The following is a 20,626-nucleotide window of genomic DNA, read 5'->3' as shown; positions in this document are numbered from 1 at the left end:
GGGGTCGGGGGCATCCCCGATGTGCGAAAACCCGGCCCGCGAGAGGATTCGAGGCATGAAGACGATCGTGATCGCGGGCGGGCTGCTCGCCTCCGCGGTGCTGCTGACGGGCTGTGGGCTGCAGGGCCTCGCCGGCCCCACCAACCAGGACACCGTCAACTACGAGGTCGCCGACAAGGTGGCCAGGCTGCACCTCAAGACCGGTTCCGGCGATGCCGTGATCAGCGAGTACGACGGCACCACCGTCCGGGTCACCGAGACCCTCCAGTGGCGCGACGACAAGCCCGAGGCCGAGCACCGGGTCGAGGGCGACACGCTCTTCGTGACCTACGACTGCAAGGGCGGGATGAACTGGGGCGGTTGCACCGTCAACTACAAGATCGAGGTTCCCAAGGGCCTGCGCGTCGTCGCCGGCACCGGTTCCGGCGACATCACGCTCAGGTCGCTGACGGGCCCCGTCGAGAGCTCCTCCGGCTCCGGTGACGTGGACGGCACCGGCCTGGCCGGCAAGACGCTCGTCGCCGAGACCGGCTCGGGCAACCTCGACCTGAAGTACGTGTCCCCGCCCGACAGCGCCGTGGTCAAGACCGGTTCGGGTGAGGTCGAGCTCCGTGTCCCCGACGGCTCCTACGCGGTGTCCACCGAGGTGGGATCGGGTGATGTCACAGTGTCGGTCAAGGACGACGACGCGTCCCCCCACAAGATCTCCGTCAAGGCCGGTTCGGGTGATGTCAGGCTGCTGCCCGGATAAATAGGTGCTTACGCCGGGGATGTCGTGCCACGATCGGGGAAGACACCGCGGTGTCCAGACGTTCCCTCATAGAGATGACACGAATGCACGAATACTCCGAGCTCGACGAGTTCGAGACCGGCGACATGGACCTAGAGGACCGCCAGGCGCTGCGCCGCGTGGCCGGCCTCTCCACCGAGCTTCAGGATGTCTCCGAGGTCGAGTACCGCCAGCTGCGCCTCGAGCGGGTGGTGCTGGTCGGCGTGTGGACCTCGGGCACCGCGACCGACGCCGAAAACTCCCTTCTCGAGCTGAAACTCCTGGCCGAGACCGCAGGATCCGAGGTGCTCGAAGGCCTCGTCCAGCGCCGGCAGAAGCCCGATCCCGCCACCTACATCGGCTCCGGCAAGGCGCTCGAGCTGCGCGACGTGGTCGAGTCGACCGGCGCCGACACCGTGATCTGCGACGGCGAGCTGACCCCTGGCCAGCTCCGCCAGCTCGAGGAGACGGTCAAGGTCAAGGTGATCGACCGCACCGCGCTGATCCTCGACATCTTCGCCCAGCACGCCAAGAGCCGCGAGGGCAAGGCCCAGGTCGAGCTGGCGCAGTTGCAGTATCTCCTGCCGCGCCTGCGCGGCTGGGGCGGCAACCTGTCCCGGCAGGTCGGCGGTCGCGCCGCGGGCGGCGTCGGCATCGGCGGTCGCGGGCCCGGTGAGACCAAGATCGAGCTCGACCGGCGCCGCATCCGCGAGCGGATGGCCAAGCTGCGCCGTCAGATCGGCGGCATGTCGACCTCTCGCGAGACGATGCGCCAGCGGCGCACCCAGCGCGAGGTCCCGGCGGTCGCCATCGCCGGTTACACCAACGCGGGCAAGTCCTCGCTGCTCAACCGCATCACCGGCGCCGGTGTGCTGGTGGAGGACTCGTTGTTCGCGACCCTCGACCCGACGGTCCGCAGGGCGCGCACGCCCGAAGGCAGGGTGTTCACGATCGCCGACACCGTCGGCTTCGTCCGGCACCTGCCCCACCAGCTGGTCGAGGCGTTCCGGTCCACGCTGGAGGAGGTCGCCGACGCCGACCTGATCCTGCACGTGGTCGACGGCTCGCACCCCGACCCCGAGGGCCAGCTGACCGCCGTGCGCGAGGTCTTCGCCGACATCGAGGGCGCCTCCGACGTGCCCGAGATCGTGGTGATCAACAAGGCCGACGCGGCCGACCAGGACGTGCTCGACCGCATCGCCAGGCGCGAGCGCGACAGCATCGTGGTCTCCGCCCGCACGGGCGCCGGCATCCCCGAGCTGATGGAGCTCATCGAGCGCGAGCTGCCCAGGCTCGACCACGAGGTGCTGCTGCTCGTCCCCTACGACAGGGGCGACCTCATCTCGCGGGCCCACAAGGAGGGCGAGGTGCTCTCGATCGACCACGTCGGCGACGGCACCGTCCTGCACGCCCGGGTGCTGCCCAGCCTGTTCCAGGAGCTGGTGCGGGTGGGCAAGCCGGTGGAACGCGTCTCCTAGGCGCTCTTGGAGGTAAGGCCGGGGCAGCTCTGGCCGATAAATAGCGCAGAGCTGCCCAAAGGCGACAGTGGTCCTTGCATCGAGGGATTGCTAGGATAAGCCGAGCCTTACAACGTTAATGACGCGGGTTTCGGATGATGGCTGGTGTGAATCATGTTGCCTGCGGGGGCCAGAGGGGGATGCCGGGGCACCGTGGTGCCTGGGATGATTGGGCTATCTTCCGAATAACCCTGTACAGCGAGCCAGCCTGTGAAATAACGTAACTGAACTGAAATCGCCGGATCATGAGTCCAGCGATACGGTCACCGCACAGCCCTACGCGGATGAGAGCAGGAGACCCCCCATGTCGTCCGGACCCGGAGCCGACTCAGTGGGCGCGGCGCCAGCCGTGCGCTGGGTGTTGCGCTCGTGCGGGGCGGTGGTGCGGTGACCGTTCGGCTCCTGACCAACATCGGCCGCCTCTGGACCGGCAACGAGGTCCTCAGCAACGCGGCCATCCTCGTGCACAACGACCGCATCGCGTGGGTCGGGCGAGCGCCCGACCTGCCGCAGAGCGTGCCCGGAGTCGTCGACGACATCGTCGACGTCGACCACGTCGAAAACCTGGGCGGCGCCCTGGTCACGCCCGGTCTCATCGACGCCCACACGCATCCCGTCTACGCCGGCAACCGCTACGCCGAGCTGGCCATCCGCACCGGCGGGTCCACCTCCTCGGCGATCACCGCCGCGGGCGGCGGCGTGGGCTCCACCGTCACCGTGACGCGCGGCACCGACCCGTGGACCCTGTGCAACGGCGTGCGCGAGCGGCTGCGCGGCTGGCTGCTCAACGGCACCACGACCGTCGAGGCCAAGACCGGCTACCACCTGACCCGCGACGGCGAGCTCGCCGACGTGCGGCTCCTGCGCGAGCTGGAGAAGGAGCCGATGATGCCGCGGGTGCACGTCACCTTCCTCGCGGCGCACGTGGTGCCTCCCGAATACTTCGGCCGCCAGCGCGAATACGTCGAGGCCGTGGGCGCCTGGTGCGCCGACGCCGCGGCGGCCGGCGCCGACAGCGTCGACGTCTACTGCGACGAGGGCCACTTCACCACCGAGGAGTCCCGCTGGGTGCTCGCCTCGGGCCGCAACGTCGGCCTGCTGCCGCGCATCCACGCCGGCCTCTTCAGCCGCCGCGGCGCCGTGCAACTGGCCGCCGAGCTCGGCTGCGCCTCCGCCGACGGGCTGCACCACATGTCCGACGAGGACATCGCGATCATGTCCCGCTACGGCGTTCCCGCGGTCGTCTGCCCCGCGACGGCGCTCCAGCGCGGCAAGGTCCCGCCGGTCCGTCAGATGATCAAGCACGGCGTCCAGATCGCGCTCGGCAGCGACCACAACCCCGGCTACTGCGGCATCACCTCGATGTCGCTGGTCATCGCGATGGCCGTGTCGGCGTTCGGGATGAGCGTCAACGACGCGCTGCGGGCCGCCACGCTGGGTGGCGCCACCGTCCTCGGCGCGCCCGACCGCGGCGTCCTCGCTCCCGGCCGGCTGGCCGACATCGTCCAGTGGGACGCCGACCACGAAGGCGCCTTCGCCTGGTCCTTCGGGCTCAAGCCGCGCCGCGTCTGGCGGGGTGGGACCCCGGTCCAGTAGTTAATCTCGGTATATGCCGCAATCAGTCGCCGTAGTCACTGATTCCACCGCTTACCTGCCGCCCATCCCTAACGTCACGGTCGTGCCCCTCCAAGTGATCTCTGATGGCGTCTCCTACGACGAGGGCTCCTTCACCGGCGACCTGGCCGGCGCGACCACCTCGCGCCCCGCGCCCTCGCGGTTCGCCTCCTGCTACGCCGACCTCGCCGCCGCCGGCGTCGCGGCCGTGGTCTCCATCCACCTCTCCGGCGACCTCTCGGGCACGGCCGAGGCGGCCCGGCTGGCCGCCAAAGAGGCCCCCGTCCCGGTCGAGGTGATCGACAGCCGGTCCATCGCCATGGGGCTCGGCTACCCCGTCATGGCCGCCGCCGTCGCCGCCGCCCGCGAGGGCACCCTGAAGCAGGTGGCCGACGCCGCCCTGTGGTGCGTCGCACGGACCCGGTCGTTCTTCTACGCCGACTCGCTGGAGCAACTGCGGCGCGGCGGCCGGATCGGCGCGACCGCCTCGCTGGTGGGGTCCGCGCTCGCGATCAAGCCCCTGCTGCACGTCGTGGACGGGCGGGTGTCGTTACTGGAGAAGGTACGCACCTCCGCCAGGGCCATCTCGCGCCTGGAGGACCTGGTGGTGCAGGCCGCCGGACAGGAACCGGTCGACGTCGCGGTGCAGCACCTGGGGGCGCCGGAACGGGCCGAGTCCCTGGCCGAACGGCTGCCCAAGCGGCTGCCGGGGCTCGTGGAGTTGCGGGTGGTCGAGGTCGGCGCCGTCATCGGGGTCCACGTGGGGCCCGGCATGCTGGGGCTGACGATGACCATGCCCGGCTGAAACCCTCCACGCCCCTCCTCGCCCACGTCGGGCCCGCGTCGCCTATGTCCGGCCTGCCCCGCCCGCGGTAGGCCTGCTTCGCCTATATCCGGCCTGCCCGCCCACGGCAGGCCTGCGTCGTCTGTGTCCGGCCTGCCTCGCCCACGTCGGGCCCGCGTCTGTGTCAGGCCCGCTTTGCCCACGTCCGGTCTGCGTTGCCCACGTAAGGCAGCGTCCCCTGCCCGGTGTTTGTCCACAGGATCCCTGAGCATGGACGCGCTGTCCCCAGAACCTCGTTCAGCTCCCTGCCCGAAGGCTCTCAGCTCCTACGTTCGTCGGCGTGCGCACTCCCGATCCGACGGCCGAGCAGACCATAGCCGAGTCCAGGCTTCGGTCGATCACCACACCCGACCGCCGGCCGCAACGCTCTTATGCGCCGTCGCGGGATCCGCACCCCCAGCGTCCGACCGTGGCCCACGGCCCGAATCCCCGGCCACCGGGCGGACACCCCATCTCCGTGCCGCCCTCCTTCGCGGCCTTCCGCACCGCCATCGCGGCCCAGGCGCCGGCTCTTGACCCCGGAAGACCTGGCCTCCGCGTTCTGCTGGTGCTGGGCGTGCTCGCGACGGTGGCCGCAGGCGTCTTCCTCTGGCGGTCCCAACCGGTTCCGGAGCCTCTGACCGCGCCGTCACCCATGCCACACCTGCCCGTGGCCACGCCCGCGTCCTCGACCCCCACGGCTCAGGTGACCGTCCATGTCACCGGCAAGGTGCGCAAGCCGGGCGTCTACACCCTCCCGTTGGGCGCCCGGGTGACCGACGCGGTGACAGCCGCCGGGGGAGCACGCCAAACAGCCGTCACGGGCTCGGTCAACCTGGCCAGACGGCTGGTCGACGGCGAGCAGATCGTCGTCGGCGCCCCGGCGGGCGCTCCGGCCGCCGGCACGACGCAGGCAGATCCGGCCGCCTCGGTGCTCGACCTCAACGCGGCGACGCCCGACCAACTGGAGCAGCTACCAGGTGTCGGCGAGGTTCTGGCCTCCCGCATCGCCGAGTTCCGCACCGTCCATGGCGGATTCACCAGCGTCGACCAACTACGGGAGGTCAGCGGCATCGGACCGAGGACCTATGAGGAGATCAAAGGAAAGGTCCGCGTCTGACATGCCCCGCGACCTCCCATCGCCCCCGCGTGGCAGCGGTTCCCCAGGTGACCTCCTATTGCCCCCGCGTGGCAGCGGTTCCCCAGGCGACCTCCCATCGAACTCGCCCGGAAACACTTCTCTCGACGACCTCCCATCGACAGAGAGGGGCTCTCTCGACGACCTCCCATCGATGGGAAACGGCTCTCCCGGTGACCTCCCATCAAGGTGGGCGGGAAACGGCGCTCTCGGCGATCTCCCATCGAGCCCACCAGGTGGCGACTCTCTCCGCGAGCATTCCTGGGTCCTGGTTCCGCCCGCGCTCACGGCCTGGGCGGGCGCGCTGGCCCTGCTCGGGTGCTCCGCGGCGACCAGCCTGATCGTCTGCGCACTGTCCACGCTCGGAGCGCTGGCAGCGGCCTGTCTCGCGCACTCACGCGAGGATGCTCCAGCCTCCCACCGCGCAGGGAGTGCCGGCCCGGCCTCCTCACCTCTGAGGTCGTGGCGCGCGGCCACATGCCGCTGGATCGGGATCGCCGGCATCCGCCGGTGGTTCTGCCTAGCCCCCACGGGCCGGTGGCTCTGGCGCAACCTGATGATCGCCGTGCTGGCCTGCCTGGCCGCGACCTCGGCGTCCGTGGGCTTGCGGGTTCACGCCGTCACCACTGGGCCCGTGGCCGGCCTGGCGGCCCAGGGGGCGACGGTCACCGCCGAGATCACCCTCACGGACGATCCCAGGATCAGCCGTGGGCGTTTCCAGCAGGAAAGGGTGGTGGTCCCGGCCAACCTGGAGATCTATCGCACCGCCGGGCAGCGCGTGGCCGTGCGAACACCGGTCACGGTCTTCGCCAACGGCGCAGGGTGGCGCTCCCTCCTGCCGAGCCAGCGACTGGAGGTCACCGCGAGGCTCGCCGAGGCGACTCCCGGCGACCTGGTGAGCGCTGTCCTGCTGGTCCGCGGGCCGCCCCGGGTGCTCACCCAGCCAAGCCGGTCGCAGGCCGTGGCAGGCGCTCTCAGGGCCGGCCTGCGCACCGCCTCCGACGTGCTGCCCGCCGACCAGCGCGGTCTCCTTCCGGGATTGGTCGTCGGCGACGTCTCCCGGATGGACCCTCAGGTCAGTGCCGACCTCAAGGAAGCGGGCCTGAGCCACCTCAACGCGGTGAGCGGCACCAATCTGTCGATCGTGGCCGGTGCGGCCCTCGCCCTCTCCCGGCTGGCGGGCCTTCCCCTTGTCCTGAGAGCCGTCTTCGCCGCCGTAGCCATGATCGCCTTCGCGGTGGTGGCCCGGCCGTCTCCGAGCGTCCTGCGGGCGCTCCTCATGGGCCTCGTCGCCGCTGTCGCTCTCGGCACCGGCCGGGCCAAGGACGGCGTGGCGGCACTCTCGGCGGCGGTCCTCCTGCTGATCCTCTTCGCCCCCGAACTCTCCCGCTCGTACGGCTTCGCCCTGTCCGTCCTCGCAACCGCGGGCATCCTCCTCCTCGCCCCCCGCTGGCGCGACCGCCTGTCGAGCCCGCCACCCGAGCCGAACCCGGCGGCCGGCCCACACCCCGACGACGGCGTCCCCCCGCCGACGAGTCCACGGCGCGTGGCCTATCTGGCAGGACCGAAGCCGCCACCCAGCGGTGAAATCACTCCTGCATCCGATCTGGGCGTCTTGAGGCGACCGGCCAGGCGGCGTGGGGTGTGGGCGCGGCTGCTTGTGCGGCGCGAGGCGGGAGCGCGGCTGGTCGTGCGCCGCGAGGCGTGGGCGCGGCGGCTCATGCGGCGCGAGACGTGTGCACGGTCGGTAGGGGAGAGCGGGGCACATGCGCGGTTGGCCGGGGGGTGCGGCGCGCGGGCGCGGTTGCCCAGGTGGGCCGCCGAGGCCGTGGCGGTGCCGGCGGCGGCGCAGGCGGCGGTGACGCCCGTGCTGGTGCTGATGGCCGGTCAGCTGTCGCCGGTCGCGGTGCCGGCCAACCTGCTGGCGGGCCCTGCCGTGGCTCCCGCGACGCTGCTGGGGTTCGCCGCCGCGCTGGTCGCCCCCTTCTGGCCCGAGGCGGCGCAGCTGCTGATCATCCCCGCCGGCTACGCGGTGGGCTGGATCATCATGGTCGCGCGCTGGGCGGTGAACCTCCCCATGGCGACCCTGCCCTGGCCGGGCGGCATGGCAGGGCTGGGCCTGCTGGCCGTCACGGTCGCGGCGGTGGCCCTCGTCTGGAGACGCCGCGCCTGGCGCGCGGTGACGCTGGCGGTGGCCGGGGGAGCCCTCGTCGCGGTGCTCGTCATCCGCCCGATCGCCTCGCCCTGGCCGCCGAAGGCGTGGTTGATGGTGATGTGTGATGTGGGCCAGGGCGACGGCCTGGTGATCGCGGCGGGCCCGGGGCGCGGCGTGGTGGTCGACACCGGTCCCGACCCCGTGACCATGGACCGTTGCCTGCGCACGCTGGGGATACGCGACGTGCCTCTGGTGATCCTCACCCATCCCCACGCCGATCACGTCGACGGCCTGCCGGGCGTCCTCAGGGGCAGGCGCGTCGGAGCCGTCGTCGTCAGCCCGCAGCGCACCGCCTCCGGCCGCCCGTCCAGCCTGTCGGGCGACCTGTCCCGGCGCCGCATCCCCGAGTGGACGGCACCGCCGGGCACCCGCTGGCAACTGGGGCCGTCCGAGTTGACCGTCCTCGCCCCGGCACAGGAGCATGTCACCGGTCAGGGAGAGGGCAGCGAGGTCAACAACTCCAGCATCGTCGTCCACGTACGCTGGCGAGCCGGTTCGGCCCTGCTCAGCGGCGACATCGAGATCGAGGCCCAGGAGCAACTGCTGCGCGGCCCTCTTCCCCGGGCCGACATTCTCAAGGTCCCGCATCACGGGTCACCCAGGCAGGATCCGGCCTTCTTCGCGGCGGTGGGCGCCCGGGCGGCGCTGATCAGCGTCGGGGCCGACAACGACTACGGCCACCCCGCCCAGCCCACGATCGCCCTCCTCAACGGCCTCGGCGCCCGCGTCCACCGCACCGACCGATCCGGCGACCTCGCGGTGGTCGAGCAGAACGGCACCCTTGCCGTGGTGGCCCGAGGTCGGTGACCGGCCCGTTCAGCCCGGACGCACGGCCGTGGTTAGCTGTCCTGCTGCTCTCGTTTCCGGCGATGCGTGGGCGGTGACGGTCGAGTACCTGGTTGGCGGCCGGGCGTGGCATGCTGCTCGATGTGACTCCTCCGCTCCCTGAAGGGAGCGGCTTCTCGCTAAGCCGCTTCCGCAGTGTCGCGAAGGGCAAGCCCTGCCCTGAGGATGTTGATCGCCGCGTTCACATCGGCGTGCGCGGTGTGGCCGCACGCCGTACAGGCGAACTCGGCTTGGGTGAGGCGGTTCTCCTTCGCGCAATGCCCGCAGCGGGTGCAGGTGCGGGAGGTGCCGGCGGGGTTCACCGCGATCAGCTTGCGACTGGCGCTTTCAGCCTTGTACGCGAGGACCGTCAGGAACACCCCCCAGCCCGCGTCCAAGATCGATCGGTTCAGCCCGGACTTCGCCGCCACGTTGCGGCCCGGAGCTTCGGCCGTGCCCGACGCCGACCGGGTCATGTTCCCGATCCGCAACGCTTCGTGCACGATCACGTCGTAGCCGGCGACCAGCGCGTTGGCCGCCTTGTGCGCCCCGTCCAGGCGCTGCCGCCGCACCTTGGCGTGCAGCGCGACGACACGGGCGACAGCCTTACGCCGCCGTCTGGAGCCGCGTTTTCCGCGGGCCAGGTCACGCTGCGCGGCGGCCAGCCGCTCGGCCGACGCGGCCAGGTGACGCGGGTTGGTCACCTGCTCGCCGTCGCTGGTCGTCACCAGCCAGGCCACGCCCATGTCCAGCCCGACCACGACGCCCGTCGCGGGCAGCGGCTCGGCGGGCACCTCGTCACACGACAGCACCACGAACCAGCGCTCGCCTTCCCGTTTCAGGCTGATCGTCTTCACCCGGCCCTTGACGGACCGGTGCTGGTGGACCCGCACTTGCCCGATGCCCTGAAGGCGAACGTAGGTCGCCGTGGGGTGTTCGGGCTGGGAGTCCCACCGGCAGCCGTCGCCGTCCTTGGGCCACTCGACTGTGTCGAACCAGCCTCTGCCTTTGAAACGCGGGAAGCCGGGCGTGCGGCCCTGGCGGACCCGCTTGAAGAACGCAGCGAACGCCTTGTCCAGGCGGCGCAGCGTGGCCTGCTGGGAGGAGAACGACCACCGGCCCTGCCCATCCGGGTCATCAGCGCGGATGTGCTTCAGCTCGGCCGACTGGTCGCCGTAGCGGATCGTCACCCCCGCTTTGCGGTAGGCGGTACGCCGGTGCTCCAGTGCGTACAGCTGGCGATGATCCTCAAGGCACGCCGTCAGCGCGGCGGCCTGCTTCGCGGTGGGACGCAGCAGGAACTTCAACGACCTACGCACGGCCACCGCCCTTGCCAGGCCGCTCGTACCGCGTGTCGACGTAGCGTGATTTCACCCGCCCGCCCAGGACCGGGCGGCGATACTTCAGACACCACACGACGTGGTATCCGAGGTCGTACGCCGAGCCGGAGGTGCGCACCTGACGCATCACACGATCATTATCGCTGTCACACCTCTAACGTGCCCAAACAACGGAGACCTCTGATGCGCAGACCGGACAGGTCACTGCACGCTCGGGCCCTGACGGTCCCGCTCCCGATTCCCCCGTCGCCTAAAGGCGACGGTCCCCTCGGGAGAGTCTGATGGCGCGTACCGATCCAGCACTCGTGACCTTGGTCGTCGGCGACGAGGAGTTGCTGGCGGAGCGGGCGGTGAGCGTCGTCGTCGCGGCGGCGCGAGCCGGTGACGCGGGCGCCGAGGTGCACGATCTCGTCGGGTCGAAGGTGACGCAGGGCGAGCTGACGCAGCTGACCTCGCCGTCCCTGTTCGGGGACCGGACCGTGGTGGTGATCCGGTCCGCGCAGGATCTGGTCAAGGACGTCATCGCCGAGGTCGTCACCTACGCCGCGAACCCCTCCGACGACGCCGTCCTCGTTCTGGCGCACCCGGGCGGGGTGAAGGGCAAGGCGCTGGTCGACGGGCTCAAGAAGGCCAAGGCGCAGGTCGTCACCGTCAACAAGGTGACCAAGGCGGGAGAGCGGCTCGACTTCGTCAAGGGCGAGATCAAGAGGGCCGGGCGGGCCATCTCGGCCGACGCCGCGCAGGCGCTCCTCGACGCCGTGGGCAACGACCTGCGGGAGCTGGCGGCGGCGTGCAGCCAGTTGATGTTCGACACCGAGCAGAAGACGATCGACGTCACGGCCGTGGCCCGCTACCACAAGGGGCGCGCGGAGGTCACCGGGTTCAACGTGGCCGACTCGGCGATCGAGGGGCGGCTCGGCGAGGCCCTCGAACAGCTCAGGTGGGCGCTCGGCACCGGCGTGGCGCCGGTGCTGCTGGTGAGCGCGCTGGCGGGTGGGCTGAGGTCCATCGCCAAGGTGGGCGGCGCGCCCCGCAACCTGCGCGGCGGGCAGCTCGCGAGTCATCTCGGCATGCCGCCGTGGAAGATCGACCGGGTCAAGCGCCAGCTCAACGGCTGGGGCCCCGAGGGCCTGTCCCGGGCCATCCAGGCCGTGGCCGAGGCCGACGAGCAGGTCAAGGGCGGCGGCGCCGACCCCGCGTACGCGCTGGAGCACACCGTCCAGGTCATCGTGGCCAGCCGCACCGGCCGCTGACTGGCCAGCCGCACCGGCCGCTGACCGGCCCGCTGAGATCGAGGCCGCCGACTGTGCCGAGTTCTTCCGTGACGAGCTGGCGGCCAAGCCGGCTGGATCGGGCGCTGCTCACCTCCTTCGCCGAGATCGTGCGGGCCGCCGCCGCCGGTCCGGTCGCCGATGGCGGGCGCTGTGCCGGCCGAGGCGGCGGAACCGGTCGTCAGGACTCCTGCAGCGCCGCCTCGCGGAGCACTCCGTCGCGAATCTCCAGCACCCGGTCCGCGAGCGTGATGAGGCCGGGGTCGTGGGTGGCGACCAGCGCGGTGACGCCCTCGCTGCGCACCAGGGCGCGCAGCAGCTGCATGATCTGCCGGCCCGTCTGGGAGTCGAGCTGCCCGGTGGGCTCGTCGGCGACGAGCAGCCGCGGCCGGTTGGCCAGCGAGCGGGCGATCGCGACGCGCTGCCGCTGGCCGCCGGACAACTCGTAGGGGCGTTGGTTGGCGTGCTGCTCCAGCCCGACGAGGGCGAGCAGCATGCGGATCCGCTTCTCCCGCTCCTCGACAGGGGTACGGCGGAGCCGCATGGGCACCCCGACGTTCTCCGCGGCCGACAGGACGGGGATCAGCCCGAACGACTGGAACACGAACCCCACCACGTCGCGGCGCAGTTCCAGCAGGGCGTCCTCGGACATCGAGGTGACCTCCCGGCCCTCCACGACGACGCGGCCGGCGTCGGGCCGGTCGAGGCCGCCGATCTGGTTCAGCAGCGTGGTCTTGCCGGATCCCGACCTGCCCCGGATGGCGATCAGCTCGCCGGGGAACGCCTCGAACGACACCTCCCGCAGCGCCACGACCTCCTTGGGCCCGGTCCGGTAGACCTTGCGCAGGCCCTCCACCACGACCAACGGTTCACTGCTCACTGGTGGGCTCCTCCCGGGCCGGCCATACGCCGATATGGTCGGATTCGAGCTCGAGGCGTACCCGGCGTTCCATCTTGAGGGTGTTCATGAAGTCGCGAGGGAGTTGCAGCCGGCCCACGCGGTCGAGCACCGCGTACTCCTCCGCCACGAGCTGTCCCTCGGAGTCCTCCCGGCGCAGCGTCTCGCTGCTGGTGCGCCCGTCGCGGATGCCGATCGTCCGGTCGACCTGCTCCGACACGAGCGGGTCGTGGGTCACGATGACCACGGTCACGCCCAGCTCCCTGTTGGCCTTGCGCAGCGCGTCGAACACCTGGCCCGAGGTCTCGCTGTCGAGCTCGCCGGTCGGCTCGTCGGCCAGGATGAGCTGCGGGGAGTTGGCCAGGGCGACCGCGATGGCCACGCGCTGCTGCTCGCCGCCGGACAGCTCGGCCGGTCCGCGGCCGGCACGGTCGCCGACGCCGAGCAGTTCGAGCAGTTCGAGCGCGCGGCCGCGGCGGGCCTTGCCGGCCAGCTTCATGGGCAGCTCGACGTTCTCCCGCGCGTTCAGGTAGGGGAGCAGGTTGCGCGCGGTCTGCTGCCAGATGAATCCGACCACCTCGCGCCGGTAGCGCAGCCGGTCCTTGGCGGTCATCGCCAGCAGGTCCATGCCCGCGACCCTGGCCACACCGGCGGTGGGCACGTCGAGGCCGGACAGCACGTTGAGCAGCGTCGACTTGCCCGAGCCCGACGCGCCCACGATGGCGACCAGCTCGCCGCGCTGGATGAGCAGGTCGAGCCCTTGCAGGGCGACCACCTCGACGCCTTCGGTCTTGTAGATGCGTACCAGATTGTCGCAGACGATGTGCGCGTCGCCGCCGAAGGCGGTCCGTTCCGCGCTCGCCTGGGCTTCCAGCTCGGACATGGTCGGGTTCAAGCGACTTCACCCACTCGGAGCGTCGCGCCGAGGGCGCGGCGGCGGCTGATGGCGGTGTGGACGTAGGCGCCGAGCACGGCCGCGGTGGCGAGCCCGGCGGCGAGGAGCGCGGGTGTGACCAGGTCGGGGTCGAAGTGGCCGACGGACACCCCGCCGGCGTAGGAGGACAGGTCGACGCCCGGCCCGAGCGCCGCCGGCAGGCCGAGGCCGAGCGCCAGGCCGACGAGCGCGGTGATGAGGATCATGGGGAGGACCTCCAGCACGGTAAGCCGCTGCGCCTGCCGGTCGGACAGCCCGAGCGTGCGCAGGAACGACAGCGCCCTGGCCCGCTCGGCCGCGCCGATCACCAGCGTGACGACCACCGCGACGAGCGCGTAGGCGGCCAGCGCGATCGTGGTGACGAGCAGCACATCCCGCACGGTGGTGGTCAGCGGGCCGCTCTCGATCGCGGTCAGTTCCCCGGCCTGCGTGGCCACGGTGGCACGCGGCGAACCGGACGCCCTGAGCACGGCCGCCGGGTCGGCGTCACCCTTGATCAGCAACGCGTTGACCGACGGGCGACGGTTCACCTCGAAGGGCAGCACGAGGAACGGCCCCCGGGAGAAGAACCCCGGCACCGAGGCGATCACGCCGCCCTCGGTGACCTGGATGCGAGCCTGCCAGCCGACGTCGAGTGTGCCGCGTCCGCGCAGGTCGGGCGAGACCAGGGCGGTGACGCCGGACGGCGTGCCGGGCAGGGCGGGCACGCTGATCGGCGCGCCGGACAGCACCCGCCGCCACCCTTCGAGATCGACGGCGACGGCCTCCGCCCGCTCGCCGCCGTAGCCGAGCTGCACCTGGGACGTCTGGGCGGGCACGACGAGCTCCACGCCCGGCACCCGGCGCACCCGTTCGACGGCGTCGGCCGGCAGCTCTACGGCCGAGGTCAGCCTGATCGGCGCCCCCGCGTTCTGCCAGGCCGCCAGCCGCTGGGTGTCGGTGATGCCGCCGGAGATCACCGACGCGAACACCGAGACGCCGAGCGCCGGCAGCAGGATCAGCACCGGCAGCACGCTGCCGGAACGCGCCCGCGCCGCCCTGGTCAGCCCCAGGAACGGAACGGCCGGCCGGCGGCGGGCGGCCAGGCGTACGAGCAGGCGCAGCGGATAGGGGTAGCAGCGGATCGTGATCAGCGCGGCGGCGACCGTCAGGGCGATCGGCACGAACAGCAGGAACGGATCGTCCCCGGCGCCCCGGGCGGTCAGGCTACGGCTGCGCAGCAGGTAGGCGCCGGCCAGCGCGAGCACCACGACCAGCACCTCCAGCGTGATCCGCCTGGCCGACGGGCGGGCGAAGACCACGTCGTCGCGGCGTTCGTGCAGCGGCGCGCGGTGCGTGAGCGCCAGCCGCGCGGCGGCGAATCCGGCGGCCGTGACGACGACCAGCGCGGGCCCGGCGTGCACGATCCAGAGCACCGGCCCCGGGACCAGGTAGGACAGGGCGTAGCCGGCCAGCGCCGCGGGCCCCACGACGAGCGCCACCAGTGCCGCGCCCGCGCCCGCGACCTGCCGGAGCGACCCGCCGCGCGCCCGCGCCAGCGCCAGCGCGTGGTCCATCCTCTCGACCAGCAGTTGTACGGCCAGCACGATCACGCCGAGGGCCACCACCAGCAGGCCGCCGAGCACCAGGAACATCACGGTCCGCGCGGTGGCCATCGCGGCGAGGAAACCGGTCAGCAGCTCGGGCAGGCCGGTTTCCAGCCGGGTCTGGCTGAACGCGCTCGCCGACTGCAGCGTGACCCCGCGGCCGAAGGCGGTGATCGCGGCGTTGACCTCGGGCACCTCGAGCGACGTGAACGCCTCCGGGGCGACCGGCAGGACCCAGCCGTAGAACAGGTTGCGGTCGGCGCCGCTCAGCACGGCCAGGCCGCTGTCGGGGATCAGCGCGGTCGTGCGCCTCTCCGGGTCCAGCTTGCCGGGCGGCTGCGTCTCGGTGACGTGCAGCACGTCGCCGTGATGGCTCCAGTAGCGGTCGGCGGGGTCGTTGGCCGCGAACACACCGACGATCTTGACTGCGGCGGGATTGCTCTCCCCGATGATCTCCACGTCGCCGAGCCGAAGGCCCATCTTGGCGCGGGCCTCCTCGACGATGCCCACCTCGAACACCGGGATGGTCGCCTTCTCGTATGCCATGGTGGAGGGAGCGCCGGGAGCCCTGCCGTCGATCCAGCGGACCCGCCGGTCGGCGTCGGACAGCCAGCCGAGGTTGACGAACCTCATCCCGCCCGACCCGCGGACCGGCGTGTCGTACGTCTTGGCGCTGGCGTGGCCGGTGGACGTGCCGGCCGGCAGCACGACCGGCCGCAGCGGCGGGGGCAGGAGCGCGCGGAACTCCTCGTCCCTGGAGCCGAACTGGTCGCGCCGGACCAGGTCCTCCTCCCGTGATCTCGTCATGACCTGCACGGTCAGATCGACCTGCTCCGCCCCCGCGCCGCGCAGCGACTCGCGCAGCGCGCCGTCGAACGAGCCCTGCACGAGCCGGGGCAGCCCGGCGACGAGCAGGCAGGCGCTCAGCGTGAGCAGCGCGAGCACGGTCACCGTGCCGAGGTGCACCCGGGCGAGCGGCAGGATCCTCACTGGTCCTCCCCGATGCGGAGCGCGCGGCCCAGCCCCTGCCCGCGCAGGTGCCGCGCCAGCCCGGCGACGATGGCGAACAGCACCACGGCCACCGCCACCAGCATGGCGGCGGTCGCGAGCCACGGGATGTCGAGCACCACGCCGGGCGTGACGGCCGACGCCTGCCCGGTGAGCACGATGTGCGGCACCACCAGGGCCCCGACCACGATCGCGAGCACGGTCCCGGCGGCCAGCGACAGCCCGATGACGAACGCCTGCTCGATCGCCAGCAGCCCGAACACCTGCCGGAAGCTCACGCCGAGCGCGCGCAGGATGGTGAACTCCGCCATCCGCTCCCTGGCCGCGACCGTGGCGTTGACCAGGAACCCGAGAACCGCGAACACCAGCGCCGCCAGGAAGCCGAGGATCAGCGCCCCCTGCAGGCCGCTGGCCAGCGGGTCGTCCTGGAGTTCGGCGGCGAGCGCGCGCTGGTCGACGACGGTGACGTCCCACCCGGGACTGCGCTTCAGCGCGGCGCGCGCGGGCCCGGCGTCGCCGCCCTCGGCGGCGAGCCACCATTCGGTCGCCGGCCTGGCCGGTTGCCCGGCCCCGAGCCCGCTGGCCTGCAGATCGCCCCAGTCGACGAGCACGGCCTGCTGGTGGGGCGCCGTGGTCGGCATCCGGTCGACGATGCCGGTCACCCTGATCTCGATGATCCTGCGGTCCAGGCTGACTCGTCCGACCGCGCCGGTGGACAGGTCGAGCGTGGCGGCGAGGTCGGCGGTGAGCACCACGGAAAGCGGCCAGGCCGTCGAGGACGCGCTCCGGGCGAGCTCCACCGGCTGCGATCCGACGACGTCCATGGTGCCGGAGACGGGCGTGCCGTCGGCGCTGAGGCCGGTCAGCGTGACCATCGGGGCGCCGGCCTGGAGCCGGTCGGCGACGAGGCCGCGGATCGACAGCGGGTAGGTGATCTTCCCGCTCCGCCCGGCCAGCGCCGTGAGGTCCACCTCGATCCGGTTGTCGCCGGTGCGCAGCATGCCCAGCGGCAGCTCGCGCCACACGTCGAGCCGGTCGGAGATGACCAGCCGCAGTGGCGTCGCCCTGTCCGTCCGCACCCGCATGGTCAGCGTGGCGGGCCGGCCGGGGAGCTCCAGCGCGGGGGCGGGTGGGCTGCCGCCGCGGAGCCCGTGCGCCAGCCGCTCGACCGGCTGCGCCGACAGGTCGGGGCGGAGCTGGAACACCTCGCCGAGTTTGGCCGCGTCGAGCCCGAGCAGCACGGCGGCCTCACCGCCGAACTCGACCTGCCCGCGGAAGGCGGGGGAGAGGGTCGTGACGCCCGGCAGCGCGGCGAACGCCGTCCCCCGGCCGAACCAGCCCAGCTCCGGCCCGTCGGGCGGCCCCGAGATCCGCAGGTCGGCCCCGGCCTGGTGGCGGGCCTGGTCCTGCTGCGAGGCGCGCCAGGTGGCCGCCGTGGCCATGGACACGATGCCGATCGCGATCGCCATCGTCAGCAGCAACGCCGGCCCGGCGTACTTGAGCGGGCGCCTGCTCACCTGCCAGGCGCCGAGCGCGGGAGCGAGCGTGGGCCGCCGGCTGGTCAGCCGCTCGGCGAGCTTCGAGACGCGCGGGACGAGGCGCAGCCCCAGCATGCCGCCGGTGAGCAGCGCCAGCGCGGGCCCGGAGATGATCAGCGGGTCGATGCCCAGGTCGCCGCCGGCCGTGGTGGTGACCGGCGCGCCGTAGTGGCGCAGCTGCCAGATGGCCAGCCCGGCCACCACCAGCAGCGCCAGGTCCGCGCCCGCCCGCTCGATCAGCCCGCGCCCGCCGCCGCGCCCGCGCGCCGACTGCTCCTCCACATAGGTACGGCGCGCGCCCGCGAGCGCCGGCAGCACGAGCAGCACGGCCGCGGCCAGGGCGACGCCGAACGAGACGAGGAACGCGCCGAGATCGACGGGCGGCGAAAGCCGCACCCCCGAGGCCCTGATCCAGGGCAGCGAGTTGACCAGTGCCAGCAGCGGCGGGCCGAGGAACGGCGCGATGACCGCGCACGGGACGGCCACCAGCAGCGCCTCACCCCCGGCCAGGGACGCCAGCCGCGGCGTGCCCGCGCCGCGCGAGCGCAGCAGCGCGATCTCCATGCGGCGGTGGTCGGCGAGCAGCCGGGCGGTCAGCATGAGCGCGTAGCCGGACAGCAGCAGCAGTTGCAGCACCGGGATGAGCATGGTCGAGCGCGCGACCAGGGAGGCGGTGCCGAGCTGGGAGAGCAGGTCGGGCAGCCGGCTGGCCGCGGTGCAGGAGCCGCAGCCGTTCGCGTGCAACGCCGAACGGAGCTCGGCCACCCGGCCGGCGAGCGGGCGCAGCTGCTCCGGAGCCAGCGCGCGCAGGTCGGGGACCGCCGTCCAGGTCGCGTTGACGTTGGTGGCGAAGCGGCCGAGGAACGTCTCGCGCGACACCATGAGCGGGCCGTAGGTGGTGTACTCGCCGGCTTCGACGCCCCGGCTGAGCAGCTCCTCGCCGTCCCAGCGGTCGCCGAACGGGTCGTTCAGCTGGAAGACGCCGGTGATGCGGACCGTGACCGGCTCGCGGTCGAGGCGGCCCTCGGTGGTGAACTCCTGACCGGCCTCGAACCCGGTCGCGGAGGCCGCCGACAGCGAGATCGCCGCCTCGACCGCCCCGTCCTTCTCGCCCGAGCCGCCGGGCCAGGCGCCGGAGACGAGCCTGGCGTGCCGGTCGAGGCCGTCGTAGCCGCCGAACCTGAGCAGCTCGGGCCGCTCGCGGCGTTCGTGGCCGGGGAGCACGTAGGAGTCGGAGCGGAAGCTGGTCGTGATGTCGGTGGGCGCTCCGGCGTACGCTTCGCCGAACCGGGCGCGTACGGCCTGGTCCAGCCGGGGGAACGTGCCGGCCGTCACCGGGGCGCCGACGGTCGCGGCGACCTGGCCGAGGGTGGCGGTCTCCATCGTGCGGCGGACGCCCGCCTCGGCGATGGAGGAGGCGTACATGGTCAGGGCGACCAGCGTGGTGGTGGCCAGCAGGATCGAGCCGAACGCGGCCAGCAGGAGTAACGGCTCGCTGAACGCGCGCTTGACCACCAGCGGCCCCCGCATGTGACCCCCTTCACCCGTTAGGTGAACCTTGGGCAACGGACCGATGCGTGGCAAGGGATCTTTCCAACGGTGACACAGCCGATGCGCCGCGGCGATGCGCATGTGATATCGAAACTGTGACACAACCCGGTTGCCATGCCCATCTCAGTGAGGTATGGGCAGACGGAAACGCCGCACCCCTGTCGGAGTGCGGCGCTCGATGGAACCAGGGATTACTTGGCGGCCAGAGAGGCGGCCTGCTTGGCGATCGCGGACTTGCGATTGGCAGCCTGGTTCTTGTGGATGACGCCCTTGCTGACGGCCTTGTCCAGCTGGCGGGCGGCGGCGCGCTGGAGCGCGACGGCCTGCTCGGTGTCACCCTGCTCGGCGGCCTCACGGAACTTGCGGACAGCCGTCTTCAGGGAAGACTTGACCGCCTTGTTGCGCATGCGGGCCTTCTCGTTCTGCTTGTTGCGCTTGATCTGGGACTTGATGTTCGCCACGAAGAAGCCTCGGTGAAAGTCTTGGTGATGGATGGGGCGCGCGGGCTCGAGAGAGGGCGCGCCACACGCAGTTGACCAGATTACCAATAACCCAGGTCGTCGCTCAAATCAACGGCCCGGGTGTGCTGGAATCAGGTCAGCCACTCGGTAGCGTACTCCCTCCAGTCCTCCTCCGTGGCGGCGAAGTCGACGTAGAGTGCCAGCCCGAACCTTTCGCGGGCGCCGTGCTCCGACAGGGCCAGCTTGGCGCCCCGCGCGGCCGTGGCCACGCTCTCCGCCGCGTCGCTCCACGCGACGCCGTGGTCGTGGTAGGCGGGGGCGCCCACGAACACCGCCTTGTCCTCGGGGACCAGGTCGAGGGCCAGCTTCGCCTGCCGTACGACATGGCCGCCGTACAGGGCCTCCAGGGGCAGGCCCGAGTCGTAGGTCATGACCGCCACCTGGTCGACGCGGTCGGCGACCTGCCGGAAGTACGCCTGCGACCAGTACTTGTCGTGGCCTCTGGCGACTCTGAACGCGGTGCGCATCAGGGGATAGGGCTCGATCTGCGGGGTCGAGGTGGACAGCAGGCCGGTGTGCCGCCTGGTCTTCTCCAGCAGGTCGAGGAAGCTGGTGTCGTCGTCGCCGATGGGCTCGAAGTTGTAGTGGATGCCGTCGAAGCCGGTCTTCATGATGGCGGCGGCGCCGTTCAGCACGTTCTCCCTGGAACGGGGGTCGTCCAGGTCGAGGCGGCCGCCGTTGACCTTCTGGCCGAGCCAGGCGGAGACGCGGACGCCGGGGAGATACTTCTTCACCCATTGGACGAAATTTCGGGCGTTGGGGTATCTGGCGGGATCGAGGCGGCCGTCGTACCCGAAGGGGCCGGAGTGAACGTACAGGTCCTTGATCCCGGTACGGCCCAGCCGCACCGCCAGGTCCTTGACGTCCTTCTCCGTACGGCGGCCGTCCACCCACATGTGGCCCATCCAGAGGGCGTCGTTGCCGGTGCTCTTCGCCCAGGCCGCCGGGTCACCGGTAAACTGGAGCCGGTACGCGCCGGCTAGGAGGCCGAGCAGCGCGACCACGATGACCAAGGCAAGCGCGATCAGGCGCAGGCCGCGGTGGATGACGGTTCGGGCAATCATCCGGGCATGTCACC

15 protein-coding genes are annotated in these 20,626 nt (G+C 71.9%); 7 read left to right on the top strand and 8 right to left on the bottom strand.

All coding sequences use genetic code 11. From position 1 onward, the window contains the following. The first annotated feature begins 55 nt into the window (after positions 1 to 55). The 6 genes from AB0C16_RS19840 to AB0C16_RS19815 all read left to right on the top strand — a co-directional run bounded on the left by AB0C16_RS19840 (position 56) and on the right by AB0C16_RS19815 (position 8,883). Positions 56 to 751: a DUF4097 family beta strand repeat-containing protein gene (locus AB0C16_RS19840; RefSeq protein ID WP_357684846.1), complete on the top strand. Its 696-nt coding sequence runs from the start codon at positions 56 to 58 to the stop codon at positions 749 to 751. A gap of 83 nt (positions 752 to 834) precedes the next feature. After that, positions 835 to 2,247, top strand: a complete 1,413-nt coding sequence (hflX, locus tag AB0C16_RS19835) for a GTPase HflX (protein ID WP_357685257.1) — start codon at positions 835 to 837, stop codon at positions 2,245 to 2,247. A 426-nt stretch (positions 2,248 to 2,673) separates the two neighbouring features. Next, complete coding sequence (hutI, locus tag AB0C16_RS19830) at positions 2,674 to 3,882, top strand: imidazolonepropionase (RefSeq protein WP_189123695.1); 1,209 nt, start codon at positions 2,674 to 2,676, stop codon at positions 3,880 to 3,882. A 13-nt stretch (positions 3,883 to 3,895) separates the two neighbouring features. Next, positions 3,896 to 4,705, top strand: coding sequence for a DegV family protein (locus AB0C16_RS19825; RefSeq protein ID WP_357684844.1), 810 nt, complete (start codon positions 3,896 to 3,898; stop codon positions 4,703 to 4,705). A 448-nt stretch (positions 4,706 to 5,153) separates the two neighbouring features. After that, a complete protein-coding gene (locus AB0C16_RS19820; RefSeq protein WP_357684842.1) occupies positions 5,154 to 5,843 on the top strand; it encodes a ComEA family DNA-binding protein in 690 nt (229 codons plus the stop codon). 574 nt (positions 5,844 to 6,417) lie between these two features. Beyond that, on the top strand, positions 6,418 to 8,883 hold the full coding sequence (locus AB0C16_RS19815) for a ComEC/Rec2 family competence protein (RefSeq protein WP_357684840.1): 2,466 nt from the start codon (positions 6,418 to 6,420) through the stop codon (positions 8,881 to 8,883). Between the two features lie 158 nt (positions 8,884 to 9,041). Here the strand turns inward: AB0C16_RS19815 and AB0C16_RS19810 are convergent, their stop codons facing one another. Continuing rightward, on the bottom strand, positions 9,042 to 10,220 hold the full coding sequence (locus AB0C16_RS19810; protein ID WP_357684838.1) for a transposase: 1,179 nt from the start codon (positions 10,218 to 10,220) through the stop codon (positions 9,042 to 9,044). Then, on the bottom strand, positions 10,213 to 10,368 hold the full coding sequence (locus tag AB0C16_RS19805; protein WP_357685255.1) for a transposase: 156 nt from the start codon (positions 10,366 to 10,368) through the stop codon (positions 10,213 to 10,215). Before AB0C16_RS19805 ends, AB0C16_RS19810 begins: the two co-directional genes overlap by 8 nt. A gap of 154 nt (positions 10,369 to 10,522) precedes the next feature. Here AB0C16_RS19805 and holA point away from each other — a divergent pair, with 154 nt between their 5' ends. After that, positions 10,523 to 11,494 (top strand): DNA polymerase III subunit delta, encoded by a 972-nt coding sequence (holA, locus tag AB0C16_RS19800; protein WP_357684836.1) that lies wholly within the window; start codon positions 10,523 to 10,525, stop codon positions 11,492 to 11,494. A gap of 199 nt (positions 11,495 to 11,693) precedes the next feature. Here the strand turns inward: holA and AB0C16_RS19795 are convergent, their stop codons facing one another. From AB0C16_RS19795 to AB0C16_RS19770, 6 genes are all read right to left on the bottom strand, one after another. Beyond that, positions 11,694 to 12,392, bottom strand: a complete 699-nt coding sequence (locus tag AB0C16_RS19795; protein WP_357684834.1) for an ABC transporter ATP-binding protein — start codon at positions 12,390 to 12,392, stop codon at positions 11,694 to 11,696. Beyond that, positions 12,382 to 13,293: an ABC transporter ATP-binding protein gene (locus AB0C16_RS19790; protein ID WP_357684832.1), complete on the bottom strand. Its 912-nt coding sequence runs from the start codon at positions 13,291 to 13,293 to the stop codon at positions 12,382 to 12,384. Before AB0C16_RS19790 ends, AB0C16_RS19795 begins: the two co-directional genes overlap by 11 nt. A gap of 8 nt (positions 13,294 to 13,301) precedes the next feature. Then, entirely contained in the window at positions 13,302 to 15,920 is a 2,619-nt protein-coding gene (locus AB0C16_RS19785) for an FtsX-like permease family protein (RefSeq protein WP_357684830.1), read from the bottom strand. Next, on the bottom strand, positions 15,917 to 19,006 hold the full coding sequence (locus AB0C16_RS19780) for an ABC transporter permease (RefSeq protein ID WP_357684828.1): 3,090 nt from the start codon (positions 19,004 to 19,006) through the stop codon (positions 15,917 to 15,919). Before AB0C16_RS19780 ends, AB0C16_RS19785 begins: the two co-directional genes overlap by 4 nt. A 212-nt stretch (positions 19,007 to 19,218) precedes the next feature. Next, a complete protein-coding gene (gene rpsT, locus AB0C16_RS19775; protein ID WP_357684826.1) occupies positions 19,219 to 19,488 on the bottom strand; it encodes a 30S ribosomal protein S20 in 270 nt (89 codons plus the stop codon). Between the two features lie 131 nt (positions 19,489 to 19,619). Continuing rightward, complete coding sequence (locus AB0C16_RS19770; RefSeq protein WP_357684824.1) at positions 19,620 to 20,612, bottom strand: glycosyl hydrolase family 18 protein; 993 nt, start codon at positions 20,610 to 20,612, stop codon at positions 19,620 to 19,622. Positions 20,613 to 20,626: the final 14 nt, after the last annotated feature.

The organism is Nonomuraea sp. NPDC048916 (genome assembly GCF_040649575.1).
Classification (GTDB): Bacteria; Actinomycetota; Actinomycetes; order Streptosporangiales; family Streptosporangiaceae; genus Nonomuraea.
Note: the sequence above shows the minus strand (reverse complement) of the source record. Positions and strands in the feature narration are given on the sequence as shown.

Coding starts and splice junctions, on each gene's coding strand:
- AB0C16_RS19840 (WP_357684846.1), top strand. CDS start 56: ATGAAGACGATCGTGATCGCGGGCGGGCTGCTCGCCTCCGCGGTGCTG.
- hflX (WP_357685257.1), top strand. CDS start 835: ATGCACGAATACTCCGAGCTCGACGAGTTCGAGACCGGCGACATGGAC.
- AB0C16_RS19825 (WP_357684844.1), top strand. CDS start 3,896: ATGCCGCAATCAGTCGCCGTAGTCACTGATTCCACCGCTTACCTGCCG.
- AB0C16_RS19815 (WP_357684840.1), top strand. CDS start 6,418: ATGATCGCCGTGCTGGCCTGCCTGGCCGCGACCTCGGCGTCCGTGGGC.
- AB0C16_RS19805 (WP_357685255.1), bottom strand. CDS start 10,368: ATGCGTCAGGTGCGCACCTCCGGCTCGGCGTACGACCTCGGATACCAC.
- holA (WP_357684836.1), top strand. CDS start 10,523: ATGGCGCGTACCGATCCAGCACTCGTGACCTTGGTCGTCGGCGACGAG.
- AB0C16_RS19790 (WP_357684832.1), bottom strand. CDS start 13,293: ATGTCCGAGCTGGAAGCCCAGGCGAGCGCGGAACGGACCGCCTTCGGC.
- AB0C16_RS19780 (WP_357684828.1), bottom strand. CDS start 19,006: ATGCGGGGGCCGCTGGTGGTCAAGCGCGCGTTCAGCGAGCCGTTACTC.
- AB0C16_RS19770 (WP_357684824.1), bottom strand. CDS start 20,612: ATGATTGCCCGAACCGTCATCCACCGCGGCCTGCGCCTGATCGCGCTT.